This window comes from Herbiconiux sp. A18JL235 (genome assembly GCF_040939305.1).
Taxonomy (GTDB): Bacteria; Actinomycetota; Actinomycetes; order Actinomycetales; family Microbacteriaceae; genus Herbiconiux.
Map to the genome: position 1 here is coordinate 1,760,637 of NZ_CP162511.1, position 19,698 is coordinate 1,780,334.

Here is a 19,698-nt window from a genome sequence, read left to right on the forward strand (position 1 = left end):
CGGGCCGCCGTGTCGGTGGCGGCGGGTAGCGTCACCCCGACGAAGGAGATGCGATGACCGCCCCCACCGAGACCGACGAACCGCGCTGCGGCGTCGTCGAGCTCTCACTCGACGCGACCGTCTCGGCGGCGTGCGGCGCTCCCGGCGACCCGGTGGGCGCATCCGCCGGTCTCGTGCTGTGCCGCCGGCACCTGCTGCTCGCCCACGAGGCGGTGCTGGGGGAGGTGGGGGTCACCGACCCGTTGCCCTCGCCGTGCATCGCCTGCGGGTCGAGGCTCGGGGTGCGGTACCCGTCGGGCTGGCTGTGCGCGGTGTGCGAGTGGCGGCACGGCGAGATCCCCGACGACGACGTGGCTCCTGTGCGGGTCGACGTCGTCTACTACCTCGCCTCGCGCGGGCTGGTGAAGATCGGTACCTCCTCCAACCCGCGCGCCCGGCTGGCGCAGATCGCCCACGAGGAGCTGCTCGCCTTCGAGCGCGGCGGCCGCGCGCTCGAGCAGCGTCGGCACCGCGAGTTCGCCGCCTGCCGCGCGGGCCGCGAGTGGTTCGAGCGGGCCCCCGAGCTCCTCGAGCACATCGAGGGGCTCCGCGCCGAGCAAGTCGACCCGTGGGAGCTCCACGCCCGCTGGCGGAGCGAAGCGCTCGCCCGCCGCGGCTGAGCGCGTCGCGGCTGGGCGTGCCACCCTCCGCCCGCCGCCGAGCGACCCCGGCCACCGCGCGCCCGCGCCCGGCACCCCCACCCGCGTCGCGCATCCGGTGGCGCCACGCGCCCGGCTGCGGCTGGGGAGTGCGCACCCCTCAGTGCGCCGTCCATCCCCCGTCCATGGTGTGGCTCGATCCCGTCACCATGCCCGCCGCGGGCGACGCCAGCCAGCCGATGAGCGACGCCACTTCCTCGGGCTCGACCAGCCGCTTCACCGCGCTCTCGGCGAGCAGCACGCGCTCGAGCACCTCCTGCGGCGGAATGCCGTGCAGCGCCGACTGCTGCTCGATCTGCTGCTCGACCAAGGCGGTGCGCACGTAGCCCGGGTTCACGCAGCAGCTCGTCACCCCGTGCGGCCCTCCCTCGAGGGCGACGACCTTCGAGAACCCTTCGAGGCCGTGCTTGGCGGCGACGTAGGCGCTCTTGAACGGCGACGCGCGCAGCCCGTGCACCGAGGAGACGTTGATGACCCGGCCGAAACCGCGCTCGTACATGCCGGGCAGCGCTGCCCGCACGAGCAGGAAGGGCGCCTCGAGCATCACCGCGAGGATGCGCCGGTACTCCTCCCGGCCGAACTCGGCGATGGGAGCGACGTGCTGCAGTCCGGCGTTGTTGACGAGGATGTCGACGTCGCCGAGTCGCTCCTGCAACGCGTCGTCGGCGAACGCGGGCGCGTCGAGCTCCGCCAGGTCGATCTCCCACGACGAGCCCTCGAGCTCGTCGGCCAGCCGTGCCGCCGCCTCACCGTCACGGTCGGCGACCACGACCCGGGCGCCGAGACCGGCGAGCTCGCGTGCCGCGGCGGCGCCGATGCCGCCCGCGCCGCCCGTGACGAGGGCGGTGCGCCCCCGGAGCGTCAGGGAGCGCTCCGGGGCGGTCATGCCCGCGACCCGCGCGAGCCCTGCACGCCTCGCGGTGTCGTCCCTCGCTGGGCTGCGAAGCGGATGGCGTCGGCCTCGTCGATGGCCCGGAGCGATGCGCCCTTCGTCTCGCGCAGCGTCAGCACGGTGACCGCGGTGACCGCACAGGCCGCGACCAGGTAGAGCGCCACCGGCAGCCAGGCCTGGTACTGCTGCAGCAGCGCCGAGGCGATGATGGGGGCCAGGGAGCCCGCCACGATGGAGGTGACCTGGTAGCCGAGCGACACCCCCGAGTAGCGCATGCGCGTGGGGAACATCTCCGACATGATCGCCGGCTGCCCGGCGTACATGAGCGCGTGGAAGCACAGGCCGATGGTCACCGCGAGCACGATCAGCACCGGGTTCAGCGTGTCGAACATCGGGAAGGCGAAGAAGGCCCAGGTGGCGCCGAGCACGGCGCCGGCGAAGTAGACGGGCTTCCGGCCGATGCGGTCGGACAGCCGACCCACGAGCGGGATGACGGCGAAATGCACGGCGTGGGCGATGAGCAGAGCGAGCAGCAGCTGGCTCGTGGCGTACTCGTGCACCGTGGTGAGGTAGACGATCGAGAAGCTCACGATGAGGTAGTAGAGGATGTTCTCGGCGAAGCGCAGCCCCATCGCCTTCAACACACCCTTCGGGTAGCGGCGCAGCACCTCGAACACGCCGCACGAGCCCGCCTTCTCCTCCTCCATCTCGGCACGCGCCTCGACGAAGATGGGGGCCTCGTTCACGTGGGTGCGGATGTAGTAGCCGACGAGCACGATCACCGCCGAGATCCAGAACGCGATGCGCCAGCCCCAGCCGAGGAACTGGTCGGAAGGCAGGGCGGTCGAGAGGATGAGCAGCACCAGGGTGGCCAGTAGGTTGCCCACCGGCACCGCAGCCTGCGGCCAGCTGGCCCAGAAACCGCGCGAGCGGTCCGGGCTCTGCTCGGCGACGAGGAGCACGGCCCCGCCCCACTCGCCGCCGAGCGCGAAGCCCTGCAGGAAGCGCAACGCCACGAGCAGTGCAGGCGCCCAGTAGCCGATGGTGTCGAATCCGGGCAAGCAGCCGATGAGGAAGGTGGCGACGCCGATGAGCACGATCGTCACCTGGAGGGTGTGCTTGCGGCCGAGGCGGTCTCCGATCTGCCCGAACACGATTCCACCGAGCGGTCGGGCGACGAAGCCCACGGCGTAGGTGAGGAAGGCGGCGATGATGCCGTCGAGCTTCGTGCCGGCGTTGGGGAAGAACACGGTGCCGAAGACGAGGCTGGCCGCGGTGGCGTAGAGGAAGAACTCGTACCACTCGACGACAGTGCCGACCATCGACGCGGCGACGACCTTCTTCAGACCGGTCGGGGCGGGGGCGCGACCTCGGTCGGCGGGGGCTGTTCGGGTGGCAGTGGGATTGACGCTCACGGTGACTCCTTGCTGGTCGTCGTTGACTGCAACGAGTATTCGTGCACACCTCCAGGCGAGCAATGGTCAATTCCGAACAGCAGATGTGCATAATTGCAGATGTGAAGCCCGACCCGCAGGATCTGCTCGTGCTGCTCGCCGTGTCGCGCACCGGGCGGTTCACCTCCGCAGCCGACGCCCTGGGCCAGAACCACACCACGGTCTCACGGCGCATCGCGAGCCTCGAGCGCGCCCTCGGCGGGCGCGTGCTCTCCCGCGCCGCAGGCGGCTGGGAGCTCACCGAGCTGGGCCGGCGAGCGGTGCGCGCCGCCGAGGAGGTGGAGGAGGCGGTCGGCTCGCTCGACTCGGAGGCCGCCACGCCGAGCCTGTCGGGCGTGGTGCGCATGTCGGCGACCGACGGCTTCAGCGCCCTCATCGCCGCGCCGGCGGTCGCCGCCCTGCAGCGCGAGCATCCGCAGCTGAGGGTCGAGATCGTCACCGTCACCCGGCGCGCCCTGCAGCAGCGCTCCGGGCTCGACATCGAGGTGGTGGTCGGCCGTCCCCAGGTGCACCGGGCCGAGGCCCTGCTGCTCGGCGAGTACGTTCTCGGCATGTACGCCTGCCGTGAATACCTCGACCGCCACGGGGAGCCGCTCTCGCTCGACGAGCTGGCCGGGCATCCGCTGGTCTACTTCATCGACTCCATGCTGCAGGTCGACGACCTCGACGCACCCCGCCGGCTGGTTCCCGCCATGCGTGATTCGCTCAGCTCGACGAACGTGTTCGTGCACGTCGAGGCCACGCGCGCGGGAGCAGGCATCGGCTTCCTGCCCTGCTTCGTCGCCGATCGCCACACCGACCTGGTGCGCGTGCTGCCGCAGGAGGTCGCCGAGGTGCTGCCGTACTGGATGGTGCTGCGGCCCGATTCGCTCGCGCAGCCGGCGGTGGCTGCCGTGGTGGAGGCGGTGCGCCGCCGCACCCGGGAGATGGCGGGGGAGCTGCGCGGCGGCGTGGGCTGATCCCGTCGGCCGATTGCGTCAGCCCCGCTGGGCCTCGGCCCTGGTCTCGCCGATCAGATCGAGCACCTCGGCGGGCGTCTCCGCGGTCACCGTGGGCCGCCACTGCTTCGCCCACCGGGCGCCGTGCGACACCCAGCCCGTGCTGAGGCCGAGTGCCCGGCCGCCCTGGATGTCGTTGACGACGTCGTCGCCCACCATCCAGGTCTCCGGATGCGCGCCCCCGGCGAGCTCGAACGCCGCATCGAAGATTCCGCGCTCCGGCTTCTTCACGCCGACCGCTTCGGAGATGACGGTGCCGAGCATCCACTCGTCGACGCCGGTGCGCCTGATCTTGCGGGTCTGCTGCTCGACCGGACCGTTCGAGACGATGACGAGCACCACGCCGGAATCGGCGAGCCGGTGCAGGCGTTCCGCGACTCCGTCGTAGACCTCGATGGTGTCGACGTGCTCGTACACCAGTCTTTCGACGAGCTCCGTCGGCTCGACGTCGAGCTGCCAGTGCCCGACGATCGCAGCGGCGAGCTCGGCGCGCGGCGTGTGCCCGTTGCGGTCGGCGCCGACGATCCACGAGACGGCATCCTCGCCGAGCGCGTACTCGCCCGCGAAATGCTCCGCCCAGCGCACGAACGCTCCGGCCCGGTCGAGCAGGGTGTTGTCGAGGTCGACGAGGAGCAGCACCCTCCGAGTGTAGGCGCGGCTGGCGACCCCGCGGGCGGTCCGGGCCGGCCCTCGCGCCGCGCTCCGATAGGCTCGGGAGGGATGACTCCCCGCACCGTCTTCCGCATCGCGTCAGTCGCCGAAGCCGTCACCTGGACCGCGCTCATCGCCGCGATGGTCGCCCGGTACGTGTTCGCGGCCGAGGTTCCGTTCTTCTTCGCCGTCGGTCTCGCCCACGGCGTCGTGTTCATCGCCTTCGTCGCCGTGTGCGTCGTGGTCGGACTCAATCAGCGCTGGGCCTGGTGGGCCATCGTGCTCTCCGCGCTGGCCGCGGTGCCGCCCTACGGCACCGTCGTCGCCGACGTCGTGCTCGAGCGGCGGGGGCGCCTCGAGGGCGCCTGGCGGCTGGAGCCGGGCGACGACCCGCGCGACGCACACCCGATCGACAGGATGCTGCGCTGGTTCCTCGCCCGGCCGTGGCTGTTCGCCGCCGCCCTCGTCGTGGTGGTGGCGCTGCTCACGGTGGTCGCTCTGGTGGCGGGCCCGCCGGTCTGAGCCGAGGGGCACCGCGCGTTCGCGGCGCGCCAGGTCGGCGCACGCCGCGGAGGCGCGCACGGCTGCCGTCGAGGGCACACCGAGCCGAGCGACTCGCGCCCACGCGCCTCTCAGGCGGCGCCGGCGAAGAACTCCCGCGCCACCGCCCCGAGCGCGACCAGGTCGTCGACGTGCGCGAGCTCGCGGGCCGAGTGCATCGAGAGCAGGGGCACCCCCACGTCGACCGTGCGGAGCCCGAGGCGCGTCGCCGTCAGCGGACCGATGGTCGACCCGCACGGCACCGTGTTGTTCGACACGAACTCCTGGGCGCGCACCCCCGCGGCCTCGGTGAGCCGTCGCCAGAGCGCAGCTCCGTGGGCGTCGGTGGCGTAGCGCTGGTTCGCGTTGATCTTGAGCATCGGCCCGTCGCCCGCCACCGGATGGTTCACGGGGTCGTGCTTCTCGGGGTAGTTCGGGTGCACCGAGTGCCCTGCGTCGCTCGACAGGCACCACGACGCTGCGAAGGCCCGGGCCCTGGTGGCCGGCGTGCCCCCGAGGGCGGCAGTGATGCGTGCCGTGACGTCGTCGAGCAGCGGGCCGCTGGCCCCCGAGCGCGACTCGGAGCCGAGTTCCTCGTGGTCGAAGGCGGCGAGCATCGAGATGTGGCCGGCACGCGCATCCGGCCGCCCCGTCGACTCGATGAGGGCGGTGACGCCCGCGTGCACCGAGCTGAGGTTGTCGAGCCTGCCCGAGGCGAAGAGCGCCCGGTCGAGACCGAAGCGCGCGGGGGAGGCGGTGTCGGCGGTGACGATGTCGAACCCCGCGATCTCGTCGCCGCTCGTGAGCCCGGCGAGCCCGGCGAGGATGCCCACGAGGTCGGCGTCGCCCCGGTCGCCCACGCCGAACACGGGCATGGTGTGGCGCTGCCGGTCGAGGGTGAGGCCCGCGTTCGCATCGCGGTCGAGATGGATGGCCAGTTGCGGGATGCGCAGGAACGGCCCCGTGCGCACCAGGATCTCCTCGCCTGCGACCGTCACCACGCGACCCGCGAGTTCCAGTTCGCGGTCGAGCCAGGAGTTCAGCAGCGGGCCGCCGTAGACCTCGACCCCGGCCTGCAGCCAGCCCTGCGCCGCGACCGTGGGTTGCGGCTTCAGCTTGAAGCCGGGTGAGTCGGTGTGGGCACCGAGGATGCGGAAAGGCGCCGACGCATCGGCGCCCTCCGGCACCACCCAGGCCAGCACCGCTCCGTCGCGCACGACGAGGTACCTGCCCGTCGCCCCCGCCCAGTCGGCGCTCTCGTCGAGCTGCTCGAAGCCCGCCGCGCGGAGCCTTCGCGCCACCTCGGCAGCCGCATGGTACGACGACGGCGATGCCGTGACGAAGGAGGCGAGATCGTCGATGTAAGCGGTGCTGTCGGCCATTCCCCCATCCAACCACCGGCCTTCGTCCAGGAGCGAGCCCGCTCCGAGCGTGCGGTCATCTTCGTGCCGTAGAGTCACCGCCGACGTCATATTCCGTCGGGGCTATTGGAGTGGGGGAGCGGATGCGCAGACCGGGTTCGACGACGGTGGTCGCCTGTCTTGTCGTGACGGCCGGCATCCTCCTCGCCGGGTGCTCGGCACAGCCCACCGACGCTCTCTCGAAACTCGCCCACCTCGCGGCGGGCGACCACCCTGGCTCCGCGCTCCTTCCGCCTGTGGTGTCAGGGGTCGACGGAGGGATCGTCGACTCGTCGCTGCGCCGCCTCACCGAGCACGACGGTACCTCGTTCTGGGTGGGAGTGACGAAGGACGATCGGGTCTGCTTCATCGCGGAGGCGGGCGACACGCAGGCCGAGTGCGTCGAGGCGGAGCGCTTCGGCGCCCGCGGGGCGACGCTCGAGGTGGGGGAGCCGGGCCAGCGCTTCTGGCTGCACACCGAGTACATGACGGTGGGTGCGGGCTGGACCTCGATCGCACCGAACATCGCGGTGCGCGAGTGACGCGAGCCGATGAGCGCGCCACTCACGGGTGACGCCAGGCCGACGCCGCGCGCCCCGATCGGGCAGACTCGTGGCATGAGCCCCCAGCAACTCGTCGTCGACGTCGTCACCGTGTTCACCGACTCGGAGGGTGGCCACGGCAACCTCCTCGGCATCGTGCGGTCGCCTGCGGCCGCCGGGCGGGAGCAGGAGATCGCGCGAGTTCTCGGCTACAGCGAGACCGTCTTCGTCGAAGAGCTGCTCGAGACGGGCGCTCCGCACGCCCCCGGGGCGCCTCGGGAGAGGGTGGCGACCGTGCGCATCTTCACCCCCGCCGAAGAACTGCCCTTCGCCGGGCACCCGAGCGTCGGCGTGTCGTGGTGGCTGGCCGCGGCGGGCACCCCGGTGACGCGACTCGCGGTCGGCGCGGGCGACGTACCGGTGCGCGCCGACGGCGACATCACCTGGATCGCCGGGCGGGCGGAATGGGCGCCCGAGTTCATCTGGCACGAGCTCGCCGACCCGGCCGAGGTCGACCGGCTCGACCCCGCGCAGTTCGCGAGCGGCAAGCACTACGCCTGGGCGTGGGTCGACGAGGAGGCGGGCCACCTCAGATCGCGGATGTTCGCCCCCGACCTCGGCATCGTCGAAGACGAGGCGACCGGCGCGGCGGCGGTGCGCCTGACCACCCTGCTCGGCCGCGACCTGATGATCGACCAGGGGGCCGGTTCGCGCATCCTCACCCGCGTACTCGGTGACGGTCTGGTCGAGGTGGGCGGCCGCACCCGCCCCGTCGAGCCGGTGACGATCACCCTCGACTGAGCGGGCGCCGCCACCCTCCGTGCAGGCTCAGTGCGCGGAGGTCGGCACCGCCTCGGCCGCGCCGTCGCCCGCATCGTGAGGCTGCTGCCCGGAGCGACCATGGCCGCTGCGGCGGAACAGCAGCGCCGAGAGCACGGCGCCCACCGCGAAGAACCCGGCTGCCCACCAGTAGGCGGTGGCGTAGCTGTGCACGGCGGCCTCGGCCATGACCTCTGGCGTGCTCGGCAGGTTCGCTGCCACGTAGTCGGCGGCTGCCGTCGCGGCGAGGGTGTTGAGGAGCGCTGTGCCGATCGAGCCGCCCACCTGCTGGCTGGTGTTCACCATGGCGGACGCGACCCCGGCGAACTCCCGGTCGACGCCGAGCGTCGCCGTCTGGATCGACGCCGGCATGATCGTGCCCATCGCGGTGCCGAGGATCATGAGCGGCGCGAGCAGGTCGGCTGCGTACTGGCTGTCGGGGCCGAGATGCGTGAGGTAGACCATCCCCACCACGGCGAGGCTCATGCCGATCGGCACCATCACCTTGGGGCCGAAGCGGGGAACGAAGATGTTCGTGCCGAGCTGCGCGGCGACCACGAGCATGCCGATCATGGGCAGGAACGACAGCCCGGTCTGGATGGGCGTGTAGTGCAGCGTCGCCTGCAGGTAGTAGGTGACGAACAGGAAGATGGCGAACATGCCGATGCCGGCGATGAGCACCGAGCTGTAGGCGGCGCCACGGTTGCGGTCGAGCACGATCGAGAGGGGGAGCAGCGGATGCTCGGCGCGACGCTGCCACAGCACGAACGCCACGAGCAGCACGACGCTGGCGGCGAGCATGCCCCAGGTCAGCGGGGCGTCCCACCCGTCGGTCTCGGCGTGGGAGAAGCCGAACACCAGGGCGAACAGGGCGCCCGAGACGAGTACGGTTCCCGGCACGTCGAGCTTCGGGCGCGGGCCGGTGCGGGGCACGTGGCGCACGAACACGACGGCGCCGGCGATCGCGATCGCCGCGATGACCACGTTGATGTAGAGGTTCCAGCGCCAGTCGAAGCTCTCGGTGAGCACGCCGCCGAGCAGGAGGCCGATCGCGCCGCCGGCCCCGGCGATCGCGCCGAACACGCCGAACGCCCGCGCGCGCTCCTTGGGGATGGTGAAGGTGGTGGTGAGCACGGCGAGGGCGGTGGGGGCGAGCAGTGCGCCGAAGACGCCCTGCAGGGCGCGGGCGGCGACGAGCGTGCCGAAGCTGTCGGCGGCTCCGCCGAGGGCGGAGGCGGCGGCGAATCCGACCAGGCCGATGATGAAGGCGCGCTTGCGCCCGATGAGGTCGGAGAGCCGGCCGCCGAGCAGCAGCAGGCTGCCGAAGGCGAGGGAATAGGCCGTGACCACCCATTGGCGGTCGCCGTCGGAGAAGCCGAGGTCGGCCTGGGCGGAGGGGAGGGCGATGTTCACGACGGTGGCGTCGAGCACCACCATGAGCTGGGCGAGCGCGACGGTGGTGAGGGTGAGCCAGCGCCGCCGGGACGGGGCGGCGGGCGCGGCGGCGGACGTCGGTGACGTTGCGGTTTCGGATGCCATGGCAGGACTCTATACGGAACTGACCAGTTTCGGAAACCTTGAGTTTCGATTCAGTCCCGCGTATCATCGCAGGGAGGGAAGGAGGCCTGCGATGACGCAGATCGAAGCGAACGCCGCCGGTTCCGGGCTGCCGCCCGCCGAGGCCGTCCGCCCCGGCCGACGGCGCGATCACACCCGCGACGCCGACATCCTCACCGCGGCGATCGAGGTGCTCGCCGAAGAGGGCTACGACGGCATGACCATCGACATGGTGGCGGCCCGGGCCAAGGCGGGTAAGGCGACGGTCTACCGGCGCTGGGCCTCGAAGGGCGAGCTCGTCGTCGACGCCGTCGCCTGCATGAAGCAGGGCGACATCGACTACGACGCCCTCCCCGACACCGGCACGCTGCGAGGCGACCTGGTGGCCATGATCAGGCCGCGCACCATCGAGGACGCCGAGCGCAAGGTGCAGGTGATGGCCGGGCTCGCCTCCGTGCTCACGCGCTCGCCCGAGCTCGCCGGAGCCGTCGACGCCGCCATCATCGAACCCCGGGCGCGACTCAACCGTCTGTTCCTGCAGCGCGCCGTCGACAGGGGGGAGGCCTCTCCTGATTGCGACATCGACGTGCTCTCGAACGTGTCGGTCTCGATGGCCGCCTACCGGAGCCTGGTGCAGAAGAAGCCGGTCGACCGCGAGTTCCTGCTGAGCATCATCGACGGCGTCATCCTCCCCGCCGCCGGCATCGCGCCGGCCGCGCGCGGCTGAGCCGCCCGATCCTGCCTACCTCGGGCGGGTGAGCTGTTCCGAGCGCTCCCAGAGGCCACGGGCCAGGGCGGGGTCGCGCGACTGCTTCGAACACCGGGCTGGCGCGCGCCTGGCATAGTAGCCGCCGCTCATCCAGTGGACGCCCTCCTCGCCGTCGGCGAGCCAGAGCAGCGTCTCCGCACCGTTCTCGGGGGAGCGGATGAAACGGCTGAGCCCCGTGCGGTAGAGCAGCCGCAGCGCGGTGCTCGAGTCGGCGGAGAAGCCCGTGGCGACGACGCCGGGGTGGAAGGCGGCGCTCAGCAGGCCATCGGCACGATACCGGCGATGCAGCTCGACGGTGAACAGGATGTTCGCGAGCTTCGACGCCCCGTAGGCGCGTTCGGGGCTGTACCGCCGCGCGGAGCCGAGGTCGTCGAGGTCGAGGGTGCCGCCGAAGCGGTGGGCCACGCTCGACGTGGTGATGACCCGCCCGCCCACGGGGAGCATCCGGGGCAGGAGGAGCGTGGTCAACAGGAACGGCGCGAGGTGGTTCACCTGGAAGGTGAGCTCGTAGCCGTCGACGGTCACCGTGCGCTCGCCCATGATGCCGCCCGCGTTGTTGGCGAGCACGTCGATGCGCTCGTGCCTTTCCAGCAGCAGGTCGGCGAGGTCGCGCACCTCCTCGAGCCGGGAGAAGTCGGCGAGGTGGTGCTCGGCGCCGATGCCCTCGGCAACAGCGCGGGTCTTGTCGGGCGAGCGCCCCACCACGACGACGCGCTCGCCCTGGGCGGCGAAGGCCCGCGCCGCTGCGGCACCGATGCCGTCGCTGGCGCCCGTCACCACGATCGTCCTGTCCATGGTGCTCGACCCTAGCCCCGTCGGCTGTCAGTGGCCCCGACTAGCCTGGGGCGTGACAGAGAGGGAGTGCAGGTGATAGTCGTCGACGGCCCGGTGGTGTTCTACAGCGCCACCGATCTCACCGCCGCTGCGCGCTGCGAGTTCAACCTGGTGCGCCGACTCGACGCCAAGCTCGGGCGCGTGGAGACGCCGCCCGACCCCGACGACCCCATGCTCGAGCGTGCGGCGAGGCTCGGCGACCGCCACGAGGAGCGGGTGCTCGAGCAGTACCGGGAGCGGTTCGGCCCCTACCGCCCCGACGAGGGTCGCGGCGTCGCCGAGATCGACCGCCCCGAGCGGGCCTTCCCCGACGGTCTCGAGACGGCGAAAGAGGAGTCGCTCGCCGCCCTGCGGGCCGGTGCCGATGTGGTGTTCCAGGCGGCGTTCTTCGACGGCCGCTTCCTCGGGTACGCCGATTTCCTGGTGAGGGTCGAGGGCGGGGAGGGCGAGGCCCCCCGTTACGCGGTCTTCGACACGAAGCTTGCGCGGCGGGCGAAGGTGACAGCGCTCCTTCAGGTCGCCGCCTACGCCGATCAGCTCGAGCGCTCGGGAATCCCGGTCGAGCAGCAGGTGCACCTGCTGCTCGGCGACGGGTCGACCTCGAGTCACGCCCTCCGCGACATCCTTCCCGTCTACCTCGATCGGCGCGAGCGGCTCGAGCGTCTTCTCGACTCACGGCTTGACGAGGAGGCCGTGCAGTGGGGCGACCCGCGGTACACCGCGTGCGGCCGCTGCGAGGTCTGCCAGCCCGAGGTCGAGCTGCACCGCGACCTGCTGCTGGTGGCAGGTATGCGCCCGTCGCAGCGCGAACGCCTGCGCGCCGCCGGAATCACCACCATCGACGAACTCGCCGCGTCGACGGGAGCCGTACCCGCGCTGGCCGCCTCCACCCTCGAGTCGCTGCGCGACCAGGCACGCATGCAGGCGGCACCGCCCGCCGGTCTGCCGAGCGCGGGCGGGCTCGTCTACCGCGTCTACGACCCCGCACCACTCGGCGCTCTGCCCGAGCCCGACGAGGGAGACATCTTCTTCGACTTCGAGGGCGACCCGCTGTACACCGAGGGCGACGGGCACGACTGGGGTCTCGACTACCTCTTCGGCCTCGTCGAACACGACCCGGTCGTGCCGGGTGCGACAGTCTTCCGGCCGTTCTGGGCCCACGATCACGCCGAGGAGAAGGCCGCGCTGGTGGCCTTCCTCGACCATGTCACCGCGCGGCTCCGCCGGCATCCCGGCCTGCACGTCTACCACTACGCCAACTACGAGCGGGCGCATCTGCAGTCGCTCTGCGCCCGTCACGGAGTGGGGGAGGAGCAGCTCGACGAGTTGCTGCGCCGCGGAGTGCTCGTCGACCTCTACCCGCTGGTGAAGAAATCGATCAGGGTCGGTTCCCCCTCCTACGGGTTGAAGAAGCTCGAGCCGCTCTACATGGGCGACCGCTACCGCGCCAGCGAGGTCACCACCGGCGCCGACTCGATCACGGCGTACGTGCACTACGCGCAGCTGCGCGAGGCCGGGCGCACCGATCCCGTGGCGGCGGCCGAGGCCGTGGAGCAGTTGCGCCAGATCGCCGACTACAACGAGTACGACTGCGTCAGCACCCTGGGGCTCCGCGACTGGCTGCGCGATCGCGCCGCCGAGAACGGCGTGCGACCCGACCCTCCCGTCTCCCCACCGGAGCCGAGCGATGAGGAGGAGGTCGCGCCGCCCAGCCGGAGCGAGATCGAGGCGGCCTTCGAGCCCAGTGCCCTGCACGAGGCGCTGCAGGCCTGGATCGGTCATCTCCCCGCTGGTCGGGCTTCCGACGGCGGCGCCGATGGCGACCGCACCGCGGATCAGACTGCGCTGGCGCTCGCCGCCGCAGCCATCGACTACCACCGCCGCGAGGAGAAGTCGTTCTGGTGGGAGCACTACAACCGGCTCGACCAGCCGGTCGAGGAGTGGGCGGAGAGCCGAGACGTGCTCGTCGTCAGCGCTGCGCGCGTCGACGACGAGTGGTCGAGCGACGGAGCGCGTCGCGCGGAGCGCCGACTGGTGCGACTGCGCGGTGAGCTCGCGCCGGGCAGCCGACTGGAGGCGGGGGCGAGCCGGCGTTTCGTCGTGTACGACCCACCGCACCCGTGGCCCTCGCCGCGCTCTCGGGCGAGCGAGCGGGTCGCGCACGACCGCACCCTCATCACCGACGTCACCGTCGCGACCGACGGTGCCACCGTGTATCACCTCGAGGAGGCGCTGCCCGTGGGCGGCGAACGATACCGGGCGACGCCCCTGGCCGTGGTGCCGGCTCGACCGCCCATGACGGCCCCGCTGCAGGCGGCGATCACCTCGTGGGGTCGTGCGCTCGCGACCGCGCTTCCCGCCTTCCCGGCCGACGCCGCCGTCGATCTGCTGCGCCGGATACCCCCTCGCCGGCGTGACGGCGGTGGTCCCGAACCGGTGGGGCCCGACGGCATGCCCGGGGCCATTCGCGACACGCTCCTGGCACTCGACGACTCCTATCTCGCCGTGCAGGGCCCGCCGGGAACCGGTAAGACCTACACCGGTGCCCGGGTGATCGCCGAGCTCGTGCGCGATCACGGCTGGACGGTGGGCGTGGTCGGCCAGTCGCACGCCGTCGTCGAGAACATGCTCGGTGCCGTGGTGCGGGCGGGCCTCGATGCCGGGTCGGTGGCGAAGGTCGACGAGCAGGAGAACACCCCCTACACGGCACTCCCGAAGCGCCCGAACGGTCTCGGCCGGTACCTGCACGAGGCAGCCGATGCCGGCCGGGGCGTTGTCGTGGGCGGAACGGCGTGGGACTTCACGAACGTCGGTCGGGTGCCTCGGCGGCGCCTCGACCTGCTCGTCGTTGACGAGGCGGGGCAGTACTCGCTCGCGAACACCATCGCCGTCAGCGTCGCCGCGCGCAACCTGTTGCTGCTCGGCGACCCTCAGCAGCTTCCCCAGGTGAGCCAGGGCGTGCATCCGGAGGCCGTCGACAGCTCGGCCCTCGGCTGGCTGAGCGACGGCCACGACGTGCTGCCGGCGAACCTCGGCTACTTCCTCGACCGCAGCTGGCGCATGCACCCCGCCGTCTGCGCCCCGGTGAGTGAGCTCTCCTACGAGGGGGCCCTGCACTCGAAGCTGCCCGAGACCACGGATCGCTCGCTGGAGGGCGTGGCGCCCGGGCTCACCGTGCATCCGGTCGTGCATCACGGCGACTCGACGTCGTCGGTGGCGGAGGCCGAGACGGTCGTGCAGATCGTGAGGAGTGTGCTCGGTCATCGGTGGCTCGACGGCGACGCGGTGGCGGGTGGCGGCGACCGTGTGGAGACGGGTCGAGACGGAGACGGTGCGCGTCCGCTCGGCGTCGACGACGTCATCGTCGTCGCGCCCTACAACGCGCAGGTCGAGACGGTTCGCGCCGCCCTCGCCGCGGCGGGCCTCGAGGGTGTGCCGGTCGGCACGGTCGACAAGTTCCAGGGGCGCGAAGCCGTGGTGGCCATCGTCAGCCTCGCCGCCTCCTCGGCGGCCGAGGTGCCGCGCGGCATGGAGTTCCTTCTCATGAAGAACCGCCTGAACGTCGCGATCTCGCGGGCCATGTGGGCGGCACACCTGGTGTTCTCGCCCGCGCTCGCCGACCACCTGCCTTACGACGCTCGCGAGCTCGCCACGCTCTCGGCGTTCCTTCGGCTCAGTCGAGCGGCTCCCAGCGACCCTGCACCATCCGGGTGAGCTGCCAGGCGATCGGCTGAGCCGACACGCGGGCACCGTCGATGCCCTGCTCGGCGACGAGGAAGGCCGCCTCATCGCCGTCGGCGGTGAACCGCACGGTGACGCGTGGCGAGCCGGCGACCACGGCGATGTCCGACGACTCCACGACGGTGTAGTCGGCGATGGCCTGGGTGAGCGTGGGCAGCACGGTCTCGGGCTTCACGCCCAGCTCGAGGGGGCCGACGATCATGGTGACGCGATAGGAGCTCATGCCCCCAAGGCTAGAGCGTCAGCTGTGGCGTGCTGCACCCACCGGCTACGGTGGGGGAATGGAGCTCGTGCGGTTCACTGTCGACGCCCTCGCCGCCGTGCCGGCGCAGCTCGCGTTCGACCGGGTGGTGCCGCGCGACGACAGCACGCTGTTCACGGGGTACCTCGTGCTGCCGGCGGTCGCCGGGGTGCGCGGAGCCACCGGTCCGTGGAACGTGGTGGGTCAGGAGCGCACCGTGCTGCTCTCCGACGGCGGCAGCTTCCGCGAACGGATCACCCGCTACGACCGACCCGATCGGCCCGAGGCGGAGGGGAGGTTCGACTACGCGGTCGATCGGTTCACGGGCATCCTGTCGCTGCTCGTCTCCGACGCAGAGGCCCGCTGGCGGTACCGGCCTGCGCCGGTGGCCGACGGGCCCAACGGGCTCGACTTCGCCACCTCGGGCTCGGTCATCGAGTGGAGCTACGCCTACCGCCCCCTGCCGGGCAGGACGTTCCTGGTGCGGCGGGTGATCGGCCCGATCTGGATGCGCTACATGCACCGCAGCATCGCCGTCTGCGCGCGGGTGGCGGAGACCGGGTGAGCGCGAGCGTTGCCGACACCGGGGTGCCTGGCCGTCGCGTGCTGGTGACGGGGTCGAGGGCGCCCGTCGCGCTCGATCTGGCTCGCCTCTTCGCCGCCGACGGCGCCACCGTCTTCACCGCCGACAGCGAGCCGGCACTCGCCTCCCGGTCGCGAGCCGTGACCCGGGCGTATCGCGTCCCCTCGGCTCGGTTCCGGCCCGAGGAGTACCGCGCGGCCGTCGCCGGCATCGTGTCGCGGCATGGTGTCGATCTCGTGGTGCCCACCTGCGAGGAGGTCTTCTGGCTCGCCGCCGGAGGCGGGGCAGGCGGGGCAGGCGAGGGAGGCGAGGGCCCGGCGGCGGTTCTCGGTCGCGCCCTCTTCGCTCCCGATCCGCCGACCCTGACCCGCCTCCATGACAAGGCGGCCTTCGTCACCCTCGTCGGCACGCTCGGACTCCGAGCGCCGGAGACCGAGGTCGTCACCACGGGGATCGCTTGGCGTCGTCGCTCGGCGGCCCGGGGTGCAGGCGCCCCGGAGCTCATCGCCAAGCCGGCGTTCTCCCGCTTCGGAACGCGGGTGATGCGCATCGGCCGGGGTGAGCCGCTGCCGACGCTCGGCGGCCTCCACCCCCACGCCCCCTGGCTCCTTCAGGAACGGGTGCTGGGCGAGGAACTGTGCGTCTCGGCGATCGCCGTCGCCGGCCGCCTCACAGCCTTCGTCGCCTACCGCCCCGCCTGGCGCCTCGGCGCCGGGGCCGGAGTCGCCTTCGAGCGCCTCGACCACCGCACCGGCGCGGCCGCCGAGGCCTTCGCAGCGGCCTCCCGCCTCGCCGCCGCCCTCGACCTCACCGGTCAGTTCGGCCTCGACCTCATCGCCGCACCGGAGGGTGTCACTCTTCTCGAATGCAACCCCCGCGCCACCAGCGGTGTGCATCTCTTCACCCCGGCCGACGGGCTGCCCCGTGCCTTCGAACTCACCGACCGCACCCGATCACGCGACGGTCTCGTCACGGCGTCACGGAGGGCCGCGCGGCTCGGGCTGCCGCACCTGATGGCCGCCGGAAGCATCCGGAACCGTCGCGACGCCGCCACCTTCCTCGGTCTGCTGCGCGCACCGGATGCGCTGGTCACCCGCCACGACGGCGTCGGCACCCCGGCGCTCCTCCGCTCGCTCGCCGTGCAGTTGCGCACCGCCGTCACCCGAGGTGTTCCGCTCACGGCCGCCTCCACCCACGACCTCGAATGGAACGGGCCCGGCGCCCGCGGCTCGGGGCGCGACCCCGGCTGGGGAGCGCGTCTCGTCGAGGAGGTCGGCCGCTCCGGCGGCCTCGCGTCGCTCGCGCCCAACCTCGCGGGCGAGATGACCTCGGTGCGCGTATCGGGCGAGAGCGTGCCGGTCACCGTCCCCCCGCCGCTCCCGCCGTCGCCGGTGTCGCCACCGCAGCCGCCGGCCGATCGCGGGCCCGCCGATCGCAGGCCGGCCGATCGCGGGCCCGCCGAGGGCCTCAGCTATGTGATCGCGCCCCGCACGCACTTCATCGGCTATGCGCGCGAGGAACTCGGCGAACTCGACTCCCGCACCCTCCGTGCCGTCGCCGGTGCGGTGATCGCGGTGCTCGATCGCCTCGTCGCCCCCGCGCGCCTGGACCGCACGGTGATCGTCGGCAACGGCGTGGTCTCGACGAACCTGCTCCCCGAGCTCGACGAGCGGGAACTCCGCACCCTCACCGAGGCCCTCGCCCGCGAGCATCCCGACTCGGCGATCGCCTGGCGCAGCGTGCACGGCCGGCGCAGCACGAACCCCGAGGTGCTCCGGCGCGCCGGGTACCGCCTCATCCCGTCGCGCAGCGTGCTCTTCACTCCGACCACCACGGGGGAGTGGGAGCGGCTTCGCGACGCCGCGCGCGATCGGGCGGTCTTCGAGCGCTCGGGGTACCGGGAGGTCGACGCGCCGCTCGACCCGGCGACCGGCGCGTCGCCGCTCGAGCTCCGCGAGCGCATCGCCGAACTCTACGGCCTGCTCTACGTCGAGAAGTACTCGGCGCTCAATCCGCGGTACACGGCCGAGTTCGTCGCGGCCGCCCAGCGCGCGGGCTTCCTCCGCTTCGTGCTCCTGCAGCGAGCCGACGGCAGTGTCGACGGCGTGTTCGGGTACTCGGTCGCTCACGGATACCTGGCCGCGCCCGTCTTCGGCTACGACACCGCGCTGCCGCAGCGGCTCGGTCTCTACCGCATGCTGAGCCTGCAGGTGGCGCGGCGTGCCCATGCGGCAGGCGTCGAGCTGCACAACTCCAGCGGCGTCGCCGCGTTCAAGCGCCACCGCGGTGCCGAGCCCGAAATCGAGTACACCGCCGTCTTCACGCGCCACCTTCCCTGGCCTCGCCGTCTCGGTTGGGCGGCGCTCGAGCACGTCGTGCGCGGCATCGCCGTGCCGTTGGTGACTCGCGCGGGCCTGTGACAGCCATGAGACTTCATCACATGTGGTGTTAGTGCCGGGTGCAGTGACACATGCGTCGGTGAAGCTCTGGTTGCGCGGGCGTCGGGCAGGTAGGCATGGTGTGTGAGTTCGACGCCTTCCGACGCAGCACGGCTGCTGGGCTCCCGCATCCGTGATGAGCGACAGAAGTTCGCGATCAACCAGATGGAGCTCGCCGAACTCGCGGGCCTGCACTTCACCAACCTGGGCAAGATCGAACGCGGGCAGGCGAACCCGTCGCTGCACACCATCCTGCGCATCGCCGGGGCCCTCAACCTGAACCCCGCGGTGCTCGTCGACGGCATGACCGCCGACATGCTGCCCGACCGGCCGCACAAGATCACCGTCGCCGATCTCATCAGGGCCCGCGAGCAGGGCAGCGTCGACTGAGCCGTCGCTCGCACCTAGAAGCTGATGCGCCAGAGGTACTCGTCACCCCCCGGCCGGAACCAGCGCACCACGAGCACCGTGCCGACCGACAGGCCGGTGCCCCGGATGCGCAGGCGCAGTCGTTCGCCCGGCTGCAGCAGCACGGGGGGTGTCGCCCGCATGAGACCGGGGCCGAGCAGGCTGAAGGAGATGCCGCGCAGAGGCTCGTCGCCGATGTTCTTCAGGGTGTAGCTGTGCGGAGCGTCGCGCCGGTCGAGACGGAGCGGCACGGGGTAGGCGGTCGGGAGCGAGCGTGGTTCGGAGAGTGAGCTGGTTGCCATGCCGGAAGTGAAGACCCGACCACCGACGCTCGGGGCCGATATCCGCCCTGTCGCCGCAGAGCTGTGGAGAACCGGTGCAGATCAGCTGCCTGTGGTGGAGGCGTAGAGCTCGAGCGCCTCGTCGATCGGTCCGTCGAACACCAGCCGCCCGCCGTCGAGGTAGAGGCCCCTGGTGCAGAAGCGCCTGAGGTCGCGCTCGTTGTGCGAGACGAAGAACAGGGTGCGTCCGCCCGCCAGCAGCTCCTCGATGCGCCGATAGCACTTCTCGCGGAACGCCTTGTCACCGACCGCGAGCACCTCGTCGACCAGGATGACCGGCTCCTCGAGCTGCGCGATGACGGAGAACGCGATGCGCACCCGCATGCCGCTCGAGAGATGCTTGTACGGAGTGTCGAGGAAGTCGCCGATCTCGGCGAAGGCGATGATGTCGTCGAAACGCGCATCGACCTCACGCTTCGTCATACCGTGCAGGCCCGCTGTGAGGTACACGTTCTCGCGCACCGAGAGGTCGTCGACGAAGCCGCCCGTGATCTCGATGAGCGGCGCCACCCCCTCGCGTACGGCAACCCGGCCCTCGTCGGGAAGCACCACCTCGGCCACGAGCTTCAGCAGGGTCGACTTGCCCTGGCCGTTGCGGCCGATCACCCCGATCGCCTCGCCGGGCTGCACCCTGAAGCTCACACCGCGCAACGCCCAGAACTCGTCGGGCCTCGCCCGCCGGCGGCTGCCGGCGAAGAGGTCTTTGAAGCTGCGCCGGGCACGGCGGTTGCGTTTGAAGCGGATTCCCGCATCCGTCACCTCGATCACCGCCGCCGCGCCCTGCTCGCTCAT

19 protein-coding genes are annotated in these 19,698 nt (G+C 71.8%); 10 read left to right on the top strand and 9 right to left on the bottom strand.

The features are described 5' to 3' along the window. The first annotated feature begins 53 nt into the window (after positions 1-53). Positions 54-659, top strand: a complete 606-nt coding sequence (locus ABFY20_RS08115; protein ID WP_368499427.1) for a GIY-YIG nuclease family protein — start codon at positions 54-56, stop codon at positions 657-659. Positions 660-798: 139 nt separating this feature from the next. Here the strand turns inward: ABFY20_RS08115 and ABFY20_RS08120 are convergent, their stop codons facing one another. Further along, on the bottom strand, positions 799-1,584 hold the full coding sequence (locus tag ABFY20_RS08120) for a 3-hydroxybutyrate dehydrogenase (protein ID WP_368499428.1): 786 nt from the start codon (positions 1,582-1,584) through the stop codon (positions 799-801). Further along, positions 1,581-2,936, bottom strand: a complete 1,356-nt coding sequence (locus ABFY20_RS08125) for an MFS transporter (RefSeq protein WP_368499755.1) — start codon at positions 2,934-2,936, stop codon at positions 1,581-1,583. Before ABFY20_RS08125 ends, ABFY20_RS08120 begins: the two co-directional genes overlap by 4 nt. Before the next feature lie 131 nt (positions 2,937-3,067). Here ABFY20_RS08125 and ABFY20_RS08130 point away from each other — a divergent pair, with 131 nt between their 5' ends. After that, entirely contained in the window at positions 3,068-4,003 is a 936-nt protein-coding gene (locus tag ABFY20_RS08130; protein ID WP_368499429.1) for a LysR family transcriptional regulator, read from the top strand. Between the two features lie 18 nt (positions 4,004-4,021). Here ABFY20_RS08130 and ABFY20_RS08135 read toward each other — a convergent pair whose 3' ends face one another. Further along, positions 4,022-4,681, bottom strand: coding sequence for an HAD family hydrolase (locus ABFY20_RS08135; protein ID WP_368499430.1), 660 nt, complete (start codon positions 4,679-4,681; stop codon positions 4,022-4,024). An 81-nt stretch (positions 4,682-4,762) separates the two neighbouring features. On the opposite strand from ABFY20_RS08135, the gene ABFY20_RS08140 reads away from it, so the two are divergent. Further along, positions 4,763-5,215, top strand: a complete 453-nt coding sequence (locus tag ABFY20_RS08140; RefSeq protein ID WP_368499431.1) for a DUF3817 domain-containing protein — start codon at positions 4,763-4,765, stop codon at positions 5,213-5,215. Between the two features lie 110 nt (positions 5,216-5,325). Here the strand turns inward: ABFY20_RS08140 and ABFY20_RS08145 are convergent, their stop codons facing one another. Then, the gene (locus ABFY20_RS08145) at positions 5,326-6,615 is read right to left on the bottom strand and encodes a M18 family aminopeptidase (protein ID WP_368499432.1); all 1,290 of its coding nucleotides are present in this window, start codon (positions 6,613-6,615) and stop codon (positions 5,326-5,328) included. Between the two features lie 122 nt (positions 6,616-6,737). Here ABFY20_RS08145 and ABFY20_RS08150 point away from each other — a divergent pair, with 122 nt between their 5' ends. Together ABFY20_RS08150 and ABFY20_RS08155 are read left to right on the top strand one after the other, a co-directional pair. After that, positions 6,738-7,175, top strand: a complete 438-nt coding sequence (locus tag ABFY20_RS08150) for a hypothetical protein (RefSeq protein WP_368499433.1) — start codon at positions 6,738-6,740, stop codon at positions 7,173-7,175. Positions 7,176-7,250: 75 nt separating this feature from the next. After that, positions 7,251-7,976: a PhzF family phenazine biosynthesis protein gene (locus ABFY20_RS08155; protein ID WP_368499434.1), complete on the top strand. Its 726-nt coding sequence runs from the start codon at positions 7,251-7,253 to the stop codon at positions 7,974-7,976. A gap of 27 nt (positions 7,977-8,003) precedes the next feature. Here ABFY20_RS08155 and ABFY20_RS08160 read toward each other — a convergent pair whose 3' ends face one another. Beyond that, positions 8,004-9,533, bottom strand: coding sequence for an MFS transporter (locus ABFY20_RS08160; RefSeq protein ID WP_368499435.1), 1,530 nt, complete (start codon positions 9,531-9,533; stop codon positions 8,004-8,006). A gap of 91 nt (positions 9,534-9,624) precedes the next feature. Here ABFY20_RS08160 and ABFY20_RS08165 point away from each other — a divergent pair, with 91 nt between their 5' ends. Further along, a complete protein-coding gene (locus ABFY20_RS08165) occupies positions 9,625-10,278 on the top strand; it encodes a TetR/AcrR family transcriptional regulator (RefSeq protein ID WP_368499436.1) in 654 nt (217 codons plus the stop codon). A gap of 15 nt (positions 10,279-10,293) precedes the next feature. Here the strand turns inward: ABFY20_RS08165 and ABFY20_RS08170 are convergent, their stop codons facing one another. Then, positions 10,294-11,115, bottom strand: coding sequence for an SDR family NAD(P)-dependent oxidoreductase (locus tag ABFY20_RS08170; RefSeq protein WP_368499437.1), 822 nt, complete (start codon positions 11,113-11,115; stop codon positions 10,294-10,296). 72 nt (positions 11,116-11,187) lie between these two features. On the opposite strand from ABFY20_RS08170, the gene ABFY20_RS08175 reads away from it, so the two are divergent. Further along, on the top strand, positions 11,188-14,868 hold the full coding sequence (locus tag ABFY20_RS08175; RefSeq protein WP_368499438.1) for a TM0106 family RecB-like putative nuclease: 3,681 nt from the start codon (positions 11,188-11,190) through the stop codon (positions 14,866-14,868). On the opposite strand, the gene ABFY20_RS08180 is transcribed toward ABFY20_RS08175, so the two are convergent. After that, positions 14,828-15,118, bottom strand: coding sequence for a hypothetical protein (locus tag ABFY20_RS08180; RefSeq protein WP_368499439.1), 291 nt, complete (start codon positions 15,116-15,118; stop codon positions 14,828-14,830). The two genes, ABFY20_RS08175 and ABFY20_RS08180, sit on opposite strands and share 41 nt — an antisense overlap. A 58-nt stretch (positions 15,119-15,176) precedes the next feature. Between ABFY20_RS08180 and ABFY20_RS08185 the strand changes: the two genes are divergently transcribed. The 3 genes from ABFY20_RS08185 (at position 15,177) to ABFY20_RS08195 (ending at position 18,547) form a co-directional block, all read left to right on the top strand. Then, positions 15,177-15,701 carry an SRPBCC family protein gene (locus ABFY20_RS08185; RefSeq protein WP_368499440.1) on the top strand — a complete coding sequence of 175 codons (525 nt, stop codon included), beginning with the start codon at positions 15,177-15,179 and terminating at the stop codon, positions 15,699-15,701. Continuing rightward, entirely contained in the window at positions 15,698-18,139 is a 2,442-nt protein-coding gene (locus ABFY20_RS08190; protein ID WP_368499441.1) for an ATP-grasp domain-containing protein, read from the top strand. Before ABFY20_RS08185 ends, ABFY20_RS08190 begins: the two co-directional genes overlap by 4 nt. Before the next feature lie 102 nt (positions 18,140-18,241). Further along, positions 18,242-18,547 carry a helix-turn-helix domain-containing protein gene (locus ABFY20_RS08195; protein WP_253743749.1) on the top strand — a complete coding sequence of 102 codons (306 nt, stop codon included), beginning with the start codon at positions 18,242-18,244 and terminating at the stop codon, positions 18,545-18,547. A 14-nt stretch (positions 18,548-18,561) separates the two neighbouring features. On the opposite strand, the gene ABFY20_RS08200 is transcribed toward ABFY20_RS08195, so the two are convergent. Together ABFY20_RS08200 and ABFY20_RS08205 are read right to left on the bottom strand one after the other, a co-directional pair. Continuing rightward, on the bottom strand, positions 18,562-18,867 hold the full coding sequence (locus tag ABFY20_RS08200; protein WP_368499442.1) for a hypothetical protein: 306 nt from the start codon (positions 18,865-18,867) through the stop codon (positions 18,562-18,564). An 81-nt stretch (positions 18,868-18,948) separates the two neighbouring features. Then, on the bottom strand, positions 18,949-19,698 hold the full coding sequence (locus ABFY20_RS08205) for an ABC transporter ATP-binding protein (protein ID WP_368499443.1): 750 nt from the start codon (positions 19,696-19,698) through the stop codon (positions 18,949-18,951).